We start from the raw sequence: 13,122 nt of genomic DNA, 5'->3' as shown, positions 1-13,122 counted from the left end.
GGTCCCAGGCCATGCTCAGCTGAAGCCGAGGGTGTAGCTGTTGGTGGTGAACGACGACTGGCCGGCGGTGCCGGAGATCTCGTAGCCGAACTGGAACTGGCCGAGCGTCACGTCACCCCACCAGCTGTTGGTCCGCAGCCAGTTCAGCATCGCGAGCACGTCGAGCGTGCCGGAGGTGCTGTTGCTCGTCCGTACGAACGAGAACACCGCGTTGGCGCCGTTCGAGCCGCGGTAGATGTTCCACGTGGCGCCGCCGACCGTCACGTTCGCGGCCGTCGGGACCGCGCCGTTCGCGTCGTACTTCTCGGCGATCGGGCCCACCGCGCCCTGCTTGTTGGTCCAGATCATGATCTCGTACGCGTTGTTGTTGGCCCAGATGTCGTACGCGGTCTCGTAGTCGCCGGAGGCCGGCACGGTCACGTTGTACGAGCTGGTGAGCGTCCGCAGCGAGCTGAGCGTGCGGTTCAGGGTGTAGCTGGCGTTCGGGTACGACTTGATGCCGCTCGTCCGCGGATGGTTGGCCACCACGCCCCAGTTGCTCGGCGTCCTGGCCCACGTCGTCTGGGTCCCGGCGCCCGAGCCCCAGATGTTGTTGTAGATCGTGTAGCCGTTGCTGGTCCAGCTGTCCCACTGGCCGGAGCCGGCCCAGACGGCGTCCGACGGCACGCCGCCGGTGGGCGGGGGCGTGGTCGGCGGGGGCGTCGTCGGACCGGTCGGCGGGGTCACGCCGCCGGTGCAGGCGGTGCCGTTGAGCGTGAACGCGGTGGGCGCCGGGTTGCTGCCGGTCCACGAGCCGTTGAACCCGAACGACACGGTCCCGTTGGTCGCGATCGACCCGTTGTACCCGGCGTTCCTCGCGGTGACAGCCGACCCGCTCTGGGTCACGGTGGCGTTCCACGCCTGGGTGACCGTCTGACCGGCCGCATAGGACCAGGCCAACGACCACGAGCTGACCGCATCACCGAGGTTGGTGATCGTGACGGAGGCGCCGAAGCCGCCCTGCCACGAGTTGCTGACCGTGTACGCGACGCTGCAGCCGGCGGCCGCGTTCGCGGGCAGGGCGGTGACGGCGCCCGTCCCCGCGGTGACCGCCGCCGCGGCGGCCACGGAGAGCGCGATTCTTCGCTTTCGCATGGTGTTCCCATCGTCGTAGGGTGCCCTCGCACGACATCATCGAAGCGCTTCGACGGTGGCGCGAAGACGTCGACGGATGTCTATGCGGTGTGCGCAGATGCTAGGCGCCCCGGCGGCCGGTGTCCATGGCGGCTACCGTGCGCTTCGTGACCGTCGCCCGGCCGGCAGCACGGCGCTGATGAGGTCTCGCGCGGCGGCGTCCAGCTGCGCGGCGTCCAGCGGCTTGGCCGACTCCGCCCCCGCGATCGCGTCGAAGAGGATGCCGTCGATGCAGGCCACGAGCCATCGGGCCTGGCGGGGCGGGTCACCCGCACCGAGCCCGGCGAGCACCTCCGCGATTCGCCGGCGCAGGCCGTCGCCGGAGCGGTGGAGGTCCGCCGCCACGTCCGGACGGCGTACGGACTCCAGCGTCAGCTCGTAGCGGGCCAGGTGGCGCCGCCGGCCGCTCGTGAGCCACCGGTGCAGGAGCTGGGCGAGGGCCCGGCTCAGAGCCTCCGGGTCGGCCGCCGTGACCACGGGCGCCAGGGCGTCCAGCTCGGCGTGATCGTCCTCCACCAGGCGCTGGACGCACGCGCTGAGCAGGGCCGCGCGGGAGCGGTAGTAGTACGAGGTCGAACCGGGCGGGAGGCCCGCGGCGGTGTCCACCGCGCGGTGCGTCAGGCCCCGGGAGCCGTGCTCGGCCAGCACGTCGAGGGCGGCGTCGGCGACGAGTCGGTGCCGCGTGGAGATCATGACCACACTCTACCGGCGTAGAGATCCACCCTCTACACCTGTAGGGTTCCCTCTATGGATGTAGAGGAACGACGATCTGCCGCGGTGGTCGGCGGGGGCGTCGGAGGACTCGCCGCGGCCGTCGCCCTGCACCGGGCGGGCTGGGACGTGGCGGTTCACGAGCGGGCGCCGGCCCTGGAGCCGATCGGTGCGGGACTGATCCTGTGGCCGAACGCCGTACGGGCCCTGGAGGTCCTCGGGCTCGGCGACGGGCTGAAGGCGCAGGCGGTGGCTCTGAGCGGTTCGGGCGTACGCCGCCCCGACGGTCGATGGCTCTCGCGCACCGACGGCGACCGGGTCGTCTCCCGTTACGGTGGTCCGCAGCTGGCGATCGTCCGAGCCGGCCTGACGGAGCTGCTCGCCTCCGCGCTGCCACCCGGCTGCCTGCGGCTGGGCACCACCGTCACCGACGTCGACGAGGGCGGCCCGGACCGGCGTGCCAGCATCCGCTGCGACGACCGGCTCGTTCCCGCGGATCTCGTCGTCGCCGCCGACGGCGTGAACTCGCGGGTACGCCGGGCGCTCTGGCCTATGCAGCCGCCGGCCGAATACTGCGGGTACGTCGCCTGGCGCGCCGTGGTTCGCGCCCCCGCCACCGGGAGCGGCGCGGCCAGTGAGACGTGGGGCCGCGCCGAGCGCTTCGGCGTCGTCCCGGTCGGCCCCGATCAGATCTACGTGTACGCCACCGCGAACGCCCCCGCCCGTACGCCCCGCGCGGACGAGCTGTCCGAGCTGCGTACCCGGTTCGGGCGCTGGCACGACCCCATCCCGGCGCTGCTCGACGCGATCGAGCCGGGTGACCTGCTGCGCCACGACATCCTGGCGGTGCGGCCGTCGCTGCGGGGCCTGCACCGCGGCCGGGTGGCGCTGCTCGGCGATGCCGCCCACGCGATGGAACCCAACCTGGGCCAGGGCGCCGGGCTGGCCATCGAGGACGCCGTCGTTCTCGCGCACGCGATGGCGGGCAGTGCCCCGGTGGCCGCCGGCCTCGCCCGCTACGACCGGGCGCGCACCGGACGTGTCGCCCGGCTCGCCCGCCAGTCGCGTCTGCTCGGCCGGCTCACGCAGAGTCCCTCCGCCACCGTCGCGGCGGTGCGCGACGCCACCGTACGCCTCGCCCCCGACCGCTTCGCGCTGCGCGGATTCGACGCCGCCGCCACGTGGCGTCCGCCCGTACCCACCACACAGGAGCAGTCATGAGGTCGAAGCACGCTTGCGCCGTCGGGGCCTGGTCCCTGGTCGTCACCGGGGTCGTTCACGCCATTGTGGTGGCGGCCGGCAGCGCCGCTACGCCATCGTCCGGCGAACAGGCCGCCCGCCGGACGATGGCCGCCACCCACGTCACCGTCGCCGGTACGGATCGCACGCTCTGGCAGCTCTTCACCGGGTTCAGCCTGGCGATGGCCCTGTTCATCGCCGGCCTCGGGGCGCTGAACCTGCTCGTCCTGCGCCGCGCGCCGCACCTGTTCCTCGACGGGCGGGCCGCCCTGGTGCTCAATCTGGGCATCGTGCTGCCGGCGCTGGTCCTCGCGGCCCTGCTGTTTCCGCCGCCGCCGATCGTGTTGCTCGGCGTGAGCTGCGCGGCGTTCGGCTACGCCCTCACCCGCGACCGGCGCGACGCGGATACCGGAAGATCTGTGACATGGACACGAGGCAGCCGACGCTGTTCCTGATGGTGGGACTCCCGTGCGCCGGGAAGACCACCGCCGCCCGGAGCATCGAGATCGAGCATGAGGCACTTCGGCTCACGAAGGACGAGTGGGTCAAGGCTCTCTACGGGCCGCACAACCCGCCGTCGGCCGGTGACGTGATCGAGGGCCGGCTGATCGAGATCGGGCTGCGCGCCCTCGAGCTGGGCCTCAACGTCGTCATCGACTACGGGTTGTGGAGCCGGGACGAGCGTTCCGCGCTCCGCCGGGCGGCGGCGGATCTCGGCGCGGCGGTGGAGCTGCGCTACTTGGGGGTCACCCTCGCCGAGCAGCGGACCCGCCGCGACCAGCGCCAGGCCGACGCAGCGCACTCGACGTGGCCGATGTCCGACGAGGAACTGACCGGGTGGGCGGCGGCGTTCGAGACCCCCACGCCGGGCGAGGTCGACGGCAGCGAGCCCATCGGCGAGCCGCCGGCCGGGTTCGCGACCTGGCGGGAGTGGCGTACGCACCGCTGGCCTTCCTCGGTCTCCTGACGCCCGGCGCGATCATGCGCTGCGCGGCTGAAGGTCCAGCGACCACGTCTGCCCGACGAGGTCGTGGCCGAAGCTGTGGTGGGGTTCCTCGCCGTCGAGGGTGAAGCCGGCGGCCTGGTAGATCCGGCGGGCGGACACGAGCACGTCGTTTGTCCACAGCACGACCCGCCGGTAACCGGCCGCGCGTGCGAAGGCGAGGCACTCCCCGACGAGCCGGGCACCGATGCCCAGGCCGCGGGCGTCCGGGGTGACGAGCAGGATCCGCAGCTGCGCCGTCCCGGCCTCCTCCCCCGCGACGAGGTAGACGCATCCGGCGCGCCGCCCGTCGACCTCGGCGATCCAGGCAGCCTCGCGGGACAGGTCGTGCCCGGTGGCGTAATCGGCGACGATCTTCGCGACCAGCGCCTCGAAGTCGGTGTTCCAGCCGAACTGGGCGGCGTACACCTCGCCGTGCGCCATGACCGTCCAGCCCAGGTCTCCCGGGCTCCGGGCCGGGCGCACGACGACGCGGGAACCGTGCCGGCGATCCGTGGCCATGGGCGAGCCTCCCGTCTACTGAAACAGTCGTTTCAGTAGACGCTATGCTACGCCGGTGACCCGCAAAGAGGAGCTGCTGGAGGCCACGTACCGGTACGTCCTCGAGCACGGCCTGACGCAGCTGTCCCTGCGACCGCTGGCCGCGGCGATCGGCTCCAGCCCCCGCGTGCTGGTCTTCCTCTTCGGCAGCAAGGAGGGACTGGTACGGGCGGTGCTGGCGCGCGCCCGCACGGACGAGCTCGCTGCCCTGGATCACGTCCGGGCATCCGGAGACGCGGCCACCATCGGCCTGACCACCGCCGTCGAGTGCCTTTGGGCGTGGCTGGCCACCCCGGACCACCGGCCGGTGCTCACGCTGTGGGCCGAAAGCTACGCCCGTTCGCTCGTCGAACCCGGTGGCGTGTGGGGTGACTTCGCCGCGGCGACGGTGCACGACTGGCTGGCGCTCCTCGCCGACTGCCAGCCCGCGCGGGAACGGCACAGCGCGGACGGAAGCGCACGCCGTACCCTCGCGCTGGCCGTTCTCCGGGGTGCCCTGCTGGACCTTCTCGCGACGGGCGACCACAAGCGGGTGTCCGCCGCGATCGCCCACCAGCTCCCGCTGCTCCGGCCGGCGTCTCGCACCGGCCCGCTACCCTCGGCATGACCGCACCCCATCGATCGGAGCGCGACATGACCGCCCTCGAGGAACCCGGCTCCAGCGGCGAGGCAGCCGATCCGGGCCCACCCGGCGACGAGCTGGAGGGCTGGCTGTCGGACCTGCGCACCGACGTGGCCGCCGCCCCGTCCGCGTGGATCGGCGACGAGGCGGCCCAGGACGGCGCCCCCGGCCCTGGCCCCCGCCCCAGCCGGTCGAGCACGCCCGGCCCCCACCTCGGCCGGTCGAGCACGCCCGACCCCGACCCCGGCCGGTCGGCCACGGGCACGGGCGCGCCCGGGCGCAGCGGCGGCGGGCGGCACCGCGCCGAGGATTGAGCGGAGGCACCCGCGACCCGGTGCTCAGTCGAGGCAGAACTCGTTGCCCTCGACATCCTGCATCACGAGGCACGACTCGTTGAAGCCGTCGGCACGCAGCAGCTCCACGCGCTTGGCGCCGAGCGCCGTCAGCCGGTCGCCCTCGGTCTCCAGGGCGGCCAGGCGCTCATCGCCCGTGAGCCCCAGGCCGACCCGGACGTCGAGGTGCACCCGGTTCTTGACGACCTTGCCCTCGGGTACCCGCTGGAAGAACAGCCGCGGGCCGGCGCCCGTCGGGTCGACGCACGCGAAGGCCGAACCCTGACGCTCGGGCGGCAACGCGCTGTTGAACGCGTCCCAGCTCTCGAAGCCCGGCGGCGGCTGCGGTACGACGTACCCCAGCACCTCGCACCAGAACCGGGCGACGCGCTCCGGGTCCGCGCAGTCGAAAGTGACCTGGACCTGCCTGACTGATGCCATCATTCCACCCTAGATCGTTGCGTACGCCTGGCTGACATCCTCACCCGTTCGGCCGCGAACCGATGGCCTGCAGCGACCAGCGGTTGCCGTCGGGGTCGCTGAAGTGGACGAACCTGCCCCACGGCTGCTCGTCGACGGCACTCGCCTCGATGCCGGCGTCCGTGAGCTGACCGCGGGCCGCGTCGGCGTCGGCCACCACGACCTGGATCTCCTGGCTGCCCGGCACCTTCTCGGTGACGCCCTCGCCGATCACGATCGAACAGGCCGATCCCGGCGGCGTCAGCTGGACGAACCGCAGGCCGTCCTGCACCTTGTGGTCGTGGTCGGCGTGGAAGCCGATCCGCTCGTAGAACGCCTTGGCGCGGTCGACGTCGGTGACCGGCACGGGGATGAGTTCGATCTTCCACGAAGAAGTCATGACCTCATCCTGCCGACAATTGCGGTCAGGACACGACCGCATATCCGCGAGGATCAGAATGTGGCGATCGGATTGACCGGGCTGCCGGACGTACCGGCGAGGCGGACCGGCGCGACGGCCAGCTGGAAGTCCCACTGCCCCAGGTCGGAGGCCGTCGCCGCGCACGCCTCCAGGTCGCAGTTGTCGAGCAGCCACAGTCCCATCGCGACGAGGCCCACGGCATGGACCGGCATCAGCACGGCGTCGTACCCGGACGGCTGCACGTCCTGCGGGGTGTCCGCGCCGATCAGCGCCACCTCGCGTTCGCGCAGCCACGGCAGGCAGGACGCGTGCCAACCGGCGTACGTGAAACCGCCGCCGGCGCCGGACTCGTGCCGGAACCGGCCGTGACCGGTCCGCAGGAGCACCGCATCGCCGGGCCCCACCCGCACCCCCTGGCGGCGCTCGGCCTCCTCGAGATCGCCGGGAACCACGCCCTCCCCCGGCTCCAGCCACGGCACCCCACGCACGGCCGCGACGTCCAGCAGGACCCCGCGCGTGACGATCCCGTCCGCGGCCGCCGTGACCGCCGCCCACGCCGATCCCGTGGCGGCGTCGACCAGCGCGTGCGACCGTCCGTTGTACATCGTGCCGTCCCAGAACAGGTGGCACGGCGAGTCGAGATGGGTCACGGTGTTGCCGTGGAACGTCATGCCCAGCCGCTCCGACGAGAAGCCCCAGCGCCGGTCCGCGTGGAAGGCCGCGGGCATGCTCTCCGCACCGGGCATGTCGGCGGCGCGCGGGCACGACGTGGTCGACCGCTCCATCTCCCCCGGTACGGCAACCTCCCACCCACACGACACGCTCCGCCCGTGACGCACGGCTCGCGCCGCCGCCAGCCGTACGGCGTCGGTGATGTGGTTCAGCGTCCCGCGCTCGTCGTCGGCACCCCACCGCCCCCAGTTCGACAGCGTCTCGAAGTACCCGAGCACGTCGTCCTGCGTCGTCATCCCAGCCCCGATCCGATGACCACGTAGATTGACCGGGACCGGCCGCCGTCGGCCGCGGCCGTCCGCATCATGGTCAGGACGACCTTCCGGGGCCACCACCGGGTCGGCTCCCGCCACGCGCACTCGACGATCACCGCGTCGGCGTCATCGGCGCAGTCCCCGAGCTGCTCCCAGTGGTCGAGCTGCGTGGCGACGACCTTCCGCGCCTGCAGCCACGGCGACCCGGACGGCAGCGCGTACATCCGCACGGTCGCGTCCCCCCGGTCATTGCGCAGGCCGAACGCCACGATGCCGGCGCGGTCGATGACGTCGCCCGGGAATCTCGGGCCGTCGGGGGTGGGCGCGACCGCGCCCGCGGGCGGGGTGACGGCATGGGCGACGCCGGCCGCCTTCCACCGCAGGAAGGCGACCCCGCCAAGAGCCAGCCCGAGGACGAGCAGAAGCACCGCCACCACGACACCCAGCCGCCGCCCGCCGATCCGCATAGCAACATCATCCTCCATTCCCCGGACGGGTCGGAAAGTCGTCACCTGTGATCCGGCGCCAGGCCACACACGTACCCGCAGCTCGGAAAGGCGACATCCATGACGCTGCGGCGTCGCGCGAGGGGACATCTTGGATGCGGGACCGAAACGGTGTGACACCGAGAATCAGTCGCGTTCGGCAGTGGGTCAGGTCGCTCGGGCCGCAGCACCAGGTGGCATTGTTGTCGGCTGCCGTGACGGCGGTCCTCGGCCTCGCCGGCGTCCTCGGCGCGGCCCTGATCAACCGCGCCACAGATCCCCGGCCGGAGGGGAAAGCGACGGGACCGGCAGCCTCGGCCATGCCGAGCGACTCACCGATCCGTGACAGCCGTCCGCCCTCCACCGGAGGGCAGACGGGGGCGACCCAAGCCGCCGGGACTGCCGCCTTGAATCTCGAGGACCGATTCGCCATGGGTGACTATTCCGCCGCTTGGGAGCTGTTCGTTCCCGAGGTTCAGCAAGCCATCAGCAGGGCGGACTACGTCCGCATCATGGTCGAGTGCGGGTCTCGGTCACCATCCCCGGCACCGTCCGTGAAGACCGTCCGGATGGAGAACGAGAACCGGGCCGTGGTGGAGCTGTCCACCTCGGCGAGGACAACCCTGGTGCGGATCGACGGCGAGTGGAGGTCCAAGCCGTCCGATGAGGTGATCGCGCTCTGGGCCACCGGCGCCGACAACGTGATCCGCGAGTACCGGAACACCGATCGGTGCAGGAAATGAGCCGGCCTAGAACCGCCGCGTCGGATCAGGGCTTGCGGCCCACCGCGCAGTACACGTCGAGCGGTTGCTCGTTCGTTCCCGGCTGCGGGCGCCACAGCGGGGTCGAGACGACGCCCGGCTCGAGGAGCTCCAGGCCCTCGAAGTAGCCGCCGATCTCCTCCGGCGTCCGCAGGTTGTACGGGTGGCCGCTCTGCTTGGCGACCCGCTGGCTCTCCACGCTCTGCGCGCTGGTGCTCGTGCCGTCGCTGACCGCCAGGTAGCTGCCGGAGGGCACCGCGGCGAGCAGGCGCTCGACGATCGACCGGGCCTCGGCGTAGTCGGCGACGTTGCCCAGGATGCCGATCATCGTCAGCGCCACGGGCCGGGTGAGGTCGAGGGTGCGGGCGGCCTCGGCCAGGATGCGCTCGGGGTCCTCGACGCGGGAGTCGATGTACGCGGTCCGCCCCGCGGGCGAGCTGGTCAGCAGCGCGCGGGCGTGTGCCAGGACCAGCGGGTCGTTGTCGACGTAGACGATCCGTGACTCCGGCGCCACCCGCTGGGCGACCTCGTGGGTGTTGTCGGCCGTCGGCAGGCCGGTGCCGATGTCGAGGAACTGCCGGATGCCCACCTCGCCGGCCAGGTGCGTGACCGCCTGGATGAGGAACCGGCGCTGGGACCGGGCGACCGCCACGATCCCCGGGTTCGCCGAGCGGAGCGCGTCGCCCAGCTCGCGGTCGACGGCGAAGTTGTCCTTGCCGTCCAGCAGGTAGTTCCACACCCGCGCGCTGCTCGGCCGAGTGACGTCGATGTCGGGGTCGGTCATCGGAACCCCTTCCTCAGGAGGCGGCGGTCAGGCAGCGATCCTAGCCAATGCCGCGCTCGCGCAGGGGTCACCGGGTCCATTAAGGACGGATCAGAGCAGCGGCCCGGCGGATTCCACAGGTTCCGGGGCGGAGACGCCGGGCACCGGACGGCCGGCGGGGGCCGACGGGACGGGGGTGTCCGGGAGCAGCCGCCACGCGGCGACCCCGAGGCGGCCGGTGCTGCCGAGGTCCAGGCCGCCGGACGGACGGAGGAGCTGCGCCGGGCCGCCGGGCCGTGGCGCGATCTCGAGCGACGCCACGGTCACCGGGGGCTGCCGGATGTCGTCGTACGTGTTGCGCCAGGCCACCGCCGTGCGGGCGCGCCGGCCCGGGTCCAGCAGCACCGGCTCGGGCGGGCCGTCCGACGGCAGCGCCGAGCCGACGATCTCCTCGAGCCCGTGCAGGACCCGCACCCGCAGCGCCGTCCGGTCCTCGGCGAGCGACCGTACGCCGGGGTAGCCGTCGAGCCGGTAGGCCCGCGTGCCGCAGTTGACCAGCGTGATGCCGAGCACCCGCAGCCCCATCGCGGCGTCCCCCGTACCCAGCTCGAGCCGTACGCCGTCGGGCGGGCAGGTGACAACGGTCGCGGACGGGGTGGGCCGCGCCGAGGCTGATCGCGCCGGCTCGGACCGGGAGACGGGCAGCCCGGAACCGGCCGTCGTGGCCGGCCGGGCACACCCGGTGAGCAGCGCCGCGAGGGCGACCAGCGCGGCGAGGCTGCGCATCCGGGATCCCGTCACGCGCCCATCCTGCCCGCTCGGCACAAACGCCGGCCGTTTGGCTCAACCGGGGCCACCGGCCGCCGATACTCACGACCTGAGAAGGGCAGCGTCGACACCGTGGGGGCCGGCCATGCGGGGCATCCGAACCGCTCGCGCGACGAACACGGACACCTTTGCGACCTGGATCGCCACCCTTCCCCGGGTCGGCACCGGCGCTGTGCTCGGCCGCGAGAGCATCGTGCAGTCCCCTTCGCATGTGCGTCCCGGCGACCTGATCATCTCCGGCGCGGAACGCTACCGAGTCGCGAGCGTCGACGCGGCCGTCCGTGACGTCGTCGAGGTGCACTTGGCCCGCGGCGAGAAACGCCGCAGCCTCTACCTGCACTCCTCCACCCCGGTCCGGGTCGTACGCGCCCGGCGGCGCAAGCAGAAGCCCGCGAGCTGACCGTATCGCCGAGAATCGCATTCTGCCCGCACTTAGCTTTGCGCGGTCGATGTGAAATCACGTCAGCGCTCCCACCTTCGACCCTGCACGTATATCGTGCTTGGACATAGGCGAACATCAATTTCGAAGAGGGTGCGTCGACATGGCGTTGTCCAGACGAATGGCTCTTGCGGCGCCCGGGCTGGCGGTGGCGATGACCGCAATAGCAGCATTCGCAGTGATATCCGGGGCGGTTGGTAGCGCCTCGGCGGACACCGGGGCAGGCGGATGCCAGGCGACGGCGCGTATCGACTCGCATTGGGGAAGTGGCTCGACGGCGGGTGAGGTTGTCACCGTCACGGTCGCCAACACCGCCGCGACGACCGCGACGACCTGGTCGGTGACGTGGGCGATGGCGGACGGCCAGCGGATCGTCAGCTCGTGGAACGCCGTCGTCAGCACGTCGGGCCACGCGGCGACCGCTGTCAACGCCGCGTGGAACGGCAGGCTTGCTCCGGGCGCCTCCACGACCTTCGGTCTGCAGCTGGCCGGCACTGACACGGCACCGGTGTTGAGTTGCGGCAACGACGCCACCCGACCGACCTCCTCGCCGGCGAGCAGCAGCAGCAGCACGCCGCCGGGGTCCGGGGATGTCAACGTGACCGAGGCCGATACCCAGACCACGGTCGACCTGGTGGTAGGGCAGACCCTCGGCGTCTCCCTGCCGGCCAACTACCGACCGTTCACGTCCACGAACGCGGCAATGACCCTCCTGTCCACCAGCGGCGGATATCCCACCGGACAACCGTTGAAGGAGTTGTTCAAGGCGGTCGGGAACGGTTCACTCGTTCTCTCCACCCAGACTGATGACCCATGTCAGCACGCGACGCCACCGTGCGGGATGCCGGTCCATCAGTGGACGATCCACGTCAATGTCGCCTACGCATCGCCGGGCGGAGATATCAACCTGACCGAGGCTGACAACCAGACCACTGTCACCATGGCCGCCGGACAGACCCTCCATGTTTCCCTGCCTGTGAACTACCGCCCCTTCACGCTCACGAACCCGGCGCTGATCCTCAAGTCGTCCACCGGCGGATACCCCACCGCGCAACCGCTCAGCGCACTGTTCCAGGCGGTCGGGGCCGGTTCGCTCGACCTGTCCACGCTGTACGACACGCCGTGCAACCACGACCCCACCCCGTGCCCCGGCCCGTACAGGCCGTGGACGGTCCACGTCTTCATTCTTTATCCGCCGCCGACCCCATCACCCGCACGATGACCGGGCCTGGTCGCCGTCAGGCGAAGAGGGCGAAGCGGTAGCGCCCCGCCCCGCCGATCGACGTGAACGCCCCGCCCGCCCCGATCCGCCGGTGCCCCGCGTCCGCCGTGACGACCTGGACGCCGTACGTGCCGTTGGCGCGGGGGTTCCAGGCGGTCAGCCGGCCCGCGCTGTCGAGCGCCGCCAGCTTGACGCGGGGCTGGTAGCCGGCCGGGCAGCCGAGCTGGCGGATGGTGCTGGTGGTGCGGCAGGCCCGGTCGAAGTGGCCGCCGACGTACGTGGTGCCGCCCAGGACCGCCAGGTTGTGCACGTCGCCGTCGAAGAGGTGGGTCCAGCGGACCGCGCCGGACGGGGTGTAGCCGACCGCGCGCCCGCCCGGCCCTCCGGTGCCGGTGGAGATGCCGGTGGGCGAGACCGCGAGGTCCATGACGAGGTGGGGCGCCGCGGGGCGGAAGACCGTGACCAGCTTGCCGGTCGTGGGCGTGACAGCGGCCAGCCTCGCGCGGGAGACGCCGTTGACGTGGGTGAACTCGCCTCCCGCGTAGAGCCGGGTACGGGTGACGGCGAGCGCTCGTACCCGCCCGTCGGTGCCGGGGTGGAACGACCGGTCCAGCGCGCCGGAAGCGTGCGAGAACGCGGCGAGGTTGCGTCGGACCGTACCGTCCACGCGGGAGAAGGCCCCGCCCACGTAGACGCGGCCGTTGCCGACGGTGAGGGTGGCGACCGTGCCCGACACCGTGTGGGAGAAGCGGTCGAGCCGGCCGGTGACCGCGTCGATGCGGGCCAGCGAGTCGCGCCGGGCACCGGCGACGGTGTCGAAGTCGCCGGCCGCGTACACGGCCGGGCGGCCGGTCACCGTGACCGCGAGGGAACGTACGGTGCCGTTCGCGGTGGGGTTCCAGGGCAGGAGCGCCCCGGTACGCGCACTGAAGGCCGCCAGCCGCTTGCGGGGGTACGTGTGGCCCCGGAACGTGACCTCGGTGAAGGATCCTCCGACGTAGACAGTGTCGCCACGGAACGCGAGCGCCCACACGGTCGAGTTGAACGCGGGTGTCGCCGCGACGGCCGCCCGGGCCGGGACGCCGAGGGCGAGGGTGCAGATCAGGGCCACGAAGGCGGTCAGCGTACGCACATGTTG

At 72.1% G+C, this 13,122-nt stretch carries 18 protein-coding genes and 1 pseudogene; 9 read left to right on the top strand and 10 right to left on the bottom strand.

Annotated features, from left to right (window positions below; all coding sequences use genetic code 11):
* Window positions 1–15: 15 nt before the first annotated feature.
* Complete coding sequence (locus tag IT780_RS27635) at window positions 16–1,134, bottom strand: glycoside hydrolase family 12 protein (RefSeq protein ID WP_199514708.1); 1,119 nt, start codon at window positions 1,132–1,134, stop codon at window positions 16–18.
* 132 nt (window positions 1,135–1,266) lie between these two features.
* A complete protein-coding gene (locus tag IT780_RS27630; RefSeq protein WP_199514707.1) occupies window positions 1,267–1,866 on the bottom strand; it encodes a TetR/AcrR family transcriptional regulator in 600 nt (199 codons plus the stop codon).
* A gap of 54 nt (window positions 1,867–1,920) precedes the next feature.
* Here IT780_RS27630 and IT780_RS27625 point away from each other — a divergent pair, with 54 nt between their 5' ends.
* Genes IT780_RS27625 through IT780_RS27615 form a run of 3 tightly spaced genes read left to right on the top strand, consistent with a single transcriptional unit; the run spans window position 1,921 to window position 4,090 of the window.
* Window positions 1,921–3,105 (top strand): FAD-dependent monooxygenase, encoded by a 1,185-nt coding sequence (locus tag IT780_RS27625; RefSeq protein ID WP_199514706.1) that lies wholly within the window; start codon window positions 1,921–1,923, stop codon window positions 3,103–3,105.
* A complete protein-coding gene (locus IT780_RS27620; RefSeq protein WP_199514705.1) occupies window positions 3,102–3,578 on the top strand; it encodes an LIC_13387 family protein in 477 nt (158 codons plus the stop codon). The genes IT780_RS27625 and IT780_RS27620 overlap by 4 nt, the downstream gene beginning before the upstream one ends.
* Complete coding sequence (locus IT780_RS27615) at window positions 3,548–4,090, top strand: P-loop nucleotide/nucleoside kinase family protein (protein ID WP_199514704.1); 543 nt, start codon at window positions 3,548–3,550, stop codon at window positions 4,088–4,090. Before IT780_RS27620 ends, IT780_RS27615 begins: the two co-directional genes overlap by 31 nt.
* A gap of 12 nt (window positions 4,091–4,102) precedes the next feature.
* Here IT780_RS27615 and IT780_RS27610 read toward each other — a convergent pair whose 3' ends face one another.
* Window positions 4,103–4,627, bottom strand: a complete 525-nt coding sequence (locus IT780_RS27610) for a GNAT family N-acetyltransferase (protein WP_199514703.1) — start codon at window positions 4,625–4,627, stop codon at window positions 4,103–4,105.
* 55 nt (window positions 4,628–4,682) lie between these two features.
* Between IT780_RS27610 and IT780_RS27605 the strand changes: the two genes are divergently transcribed.
* Window positions 4,683–5,273, top strand: a complete 591-nt coding sequence (locus tag IT780_RS27605; protein ID WP_307831415.1) for a TetR/AcrR family transcriptional regulator — start codon at window positions 4,683–4,685, stop codon at window positions 5,271–5,273.
* Window positions 5,274–5,299: 26 nt separating this feature from the next.
* Window positions 5,300–5,602: a hypothetical protein gene (locus IT780_RS27600; RefSeq protein WP_199514702.1), complete on the top strand. Its 303-nt coding sequence runs from the start codon at window positions 5,300–5,302 to the stop codon at window positions 5,600–5,602.
* Between the two features lie 24 nt (window positions 5,603–5,626).
* Here the strand turns inward: IT780_RS27600 and IT780_RS27595 are convergent, their stop codons facing one another.
* From IT780_RS27595 to IT780_RS27580, 4 genes are read right to left on the bottom strand one after another with little or no spacing between them, the layout of a single operon-like run.
* The gene (locus IT780_RS27595; protein ID WP_199514701.1) at window positions 5,627–6,061 is read right to left on the bottom strand and encodes a VOC family protein; all 435 of its coding nucleotides are present in this window, start codon (window positions 6,059–6,061) and stop codon (window positions 5,627–5,629) included.
* A 40-nt stretch (window positions 6,062–6,101) separates the two neighbouring features.
* Window positions 6,102–6,479 (bottom strand): VOC family protein, encoded by a 378-nt coding sequence (locus tag IT780_RS27590; RefSeq protein WP_199514700.1) that lies wholly within the window; start codon window positions 6,477–6,479, stop codon window positions 6,102–6,104.
* A 53-nt stretch (window positions 6,480–6,532) separates the two neighbouring features.
* Window positions 6,533–7,468: a cyclase family protein gene (locus IT780_RS27585; RefSeq protein ID WP_199514699.1), complete on the bottom strand. Its 936-nt coding sequence runs from the start codon at window positions 7,466–7,468 to the stop codon at window positions 6,533–6,535.
* Window positions 7,465–7,953: a hypothetical protein gene (locus IT780_RS27580; RefSeq protein WP_199514698.1), complete on the bottom strand. Its 489-nt coding sequence runs from the start codon at window positions 7,951–7,953 to the stop codon at window positions 7,465–7,467. Before IT780_RS27580 ends, IT780_RS27585 begins: the two co-directional genes overlap by 4 nt.
* A 233-nt stretch (window positions 7,954–8,186) precedes the next feature.
* Here IT780_RS27580 and IT780_RS42165 point away from each other — a divergent pair, with 233 nt between their 5' ends.
* Window positions 8,187–8,714: a hypothetical protein gene (locus IT780_RS42165; RefSeq protein WP_233413621.1), complete on the top strand. Its 528-nt coding sequence runs from the start codon at window positions 8,187–8,189 to the stop codon at window positions 8,712–8,714.
* 25 nt (window positions 8,715–8,739) lie between these two features.
* On the opposite strand, the gene IT780_RS27570 is transcribed toward IT780_RS42165, so the two are convergent.
* Together IT780_RS27570 and IT780_RS27565 are read right to left on the bottom strand one after the other, a co-directional pair.
* Window positions 8,740–9,516 carry an SAM-dependent methyltransferase gene (locus tag IT780_RS27570; RefSeq protein WP_199514696.1) on the bottom strand — a complete coding sequence of 259 codons (777 nt, stop codon included), beginning with the start codon at window positions 9,514–9,516 and terminating at the stop codon, window positions 8,740–8,742.
* A gap of 90 nt (window positions 9,517–9,606) precedes the next feature.
* Window positions 9,607–10,296: a DUF4232 domain-containing protein gene (locus IT780_RS27565; RefSeq protein ID WP_199514695.1), complete on the bottom strand. Its 690-nt coding sequence runs from the start codon at window positions 10,294–10,296 to the stop codon at window positions 9,607–9,609.
* A 112-nt stretch (window positions 10,297–10,408) separates the two neighbouring features.
* Between IT780_RS27565 and IT780_RS27560 the strand changes: the two genes are divergently transcribed.
* From IT780_RS27560 to IT780_RS43240, 3 genes and pseudogenes are all read left to right on the top strand, one after another.
* Window positions 10,409–10,723 carry a hypothetical protein gene (locus tag IT780_RS27560; RefSeq protein ID WP_199514694.1) on the top strand — a complete coding sequence of 105 codons (315 nt, stop codon included), beginning with the start codon at window positions 10,409–10,411 and terminating at the stop codon, window positions 10,721–10,723.
* Window positions 10,724–10,865: 142 nt separating this feature from the next.
* A pseudogene (locus IT780_RS43245) lies at window positions 10,866–11,207 on the top strand (cellulose binding domain-containing protein); the annotation flags it as partial.
* Window positions 11,208–11,360: 153 nt separating this feature from the next.
* Window positions 11,361–11,984 (top strand): hypothetical protein, encoded by a 624-nt coding sequence (locus IT780_RS43240; RefSeq protein WP_307831433.1) that lies wholly within the window; start codon window positions 11,361–11,363, stop codon window positions 11,982–11,984.
* 16 nt (window positions 11,985–12,000) lie between these two features.
* Here the strand turns inward: IT780_RS43240 and IT780_RS27550 are convergent, their stop codons facing one another.
* Window positions 12,001–13,116: a PQQ-binding-like beta-propeller repeat protein gene (locus IT780_RS27550; protein ID WP_307831413.1), complete on the bottom strand. Its 1,116-nt coding sequence runs from the start codon at window positions 13,114–13,116 to the stop codon at window positions 12,001–12,003.
* Window positions 13,117–13,122: the final 6 nt, after the last annotated feature.

It is taken from the genome of Nucisporomicrobium flavum (genome assembly GCF_016464385.1).
In the GTDB taxonomy this organism is placed as follows: domain Bacteria; phylum Actinomycetota; class Actinomycetes; order Mycobacteriales; family Micromonosporaceae; genus Actinoplanes; species Actinoplanes flavus_A.
Note: the sequence above shows the minus strand (reverse complement) of the source record. Positions and strands in the feature narration are given on the sequence as shown.

Coding starts and splice junctions, on each gene's coding strand:
- IT780_RS27635 (WP_199514708.1), bottom strand. CDS start 1,134: ATGCGAAAGCGAAGAATCGCGCTCTCCGTGGCCGCCGCGGCGGCGGTC.
- IT780_RS27630 (WP_199514707.1), bottom strand. CDS start 1,866: ATGATCTCCACGCGGCACCGACTCGTCGCCGACGCCGCCCTCGACGTG.
- IT780_RS27625 (WP_199514706.1), top strand. CDS start 1,921: ATGGATGTAGAGGAACGACGATCTGCCGCGGTGGTCGGCGGGGGCGTC.
- IT780_RS27620 (WP_199514705.1), top strand. CDS start 3,102: ATGAGGTCGAAGCACGCTTGCGCCGTCGGGGCCTGGTCCCTGGTCGTC.
- IT780_RS27615 (WP_199514704.1), top strand. CDS start 3,548: ATGGACACGAGGCAGCCGACGCTGTTCCTGATGGTGGGACTCCCGTGC.
- IT780_RS27610 (WP_199514703.1), bottom strand. CDS start 4,627: ATGGCCACGGATCGCCGGCACGGTTCCCGCGTCGTCGTGCGCCCGGCC.
- IT780_RS27600 (WP_199514702.1), top strand. CDS start 5,300: ATGACCGCCCTCGAGGAACCCGGCTCCAGCGGCGAGGCAGCCGATCCG.
- IT780_RS27595 (WP_199514701.1), bottom strand. CDS start 6,061: ATGGCATCAGTCAGGCAGGTCCAGGTCACTTTCGACTGCGCGGACCCG.
- IT780_RS27590 (WP_199514700.1), bottom strand. CDS start 6,479: ATGACTTCTTCGTGGAAGATCGAACTCATCCCCGTGCCGGTCACCGAC.
- IT780_RS27585 (WP_199514699.1), bottom strand. CDS start 7,468: ATGACGACGCAGGACGACGTGCTCGGGTACTTCGAGACGCTGTCGAAC.
- IT780_RS27580 (WP_199514698.1), bottom strand. CDS start 7,953: ATGCGGATCGGCGGGCGGCGGCTGGGTGTCGTGGTGGCGGTGCTTCTG.
- IT780_RS27570 (WP_199514696.1), bottom strand. CDS start 9,516: ATGACCGACCCCGACATCGACGTCACTCGGCCGAGCAGCGCGCGGGTG.
- IT780_RS27560 (WP_199514694.1), top strand. CDS start 10,409: ATGCGGGGCATCCGAACCGCTCGCGCGACGAACACGGACACCTTTGCG.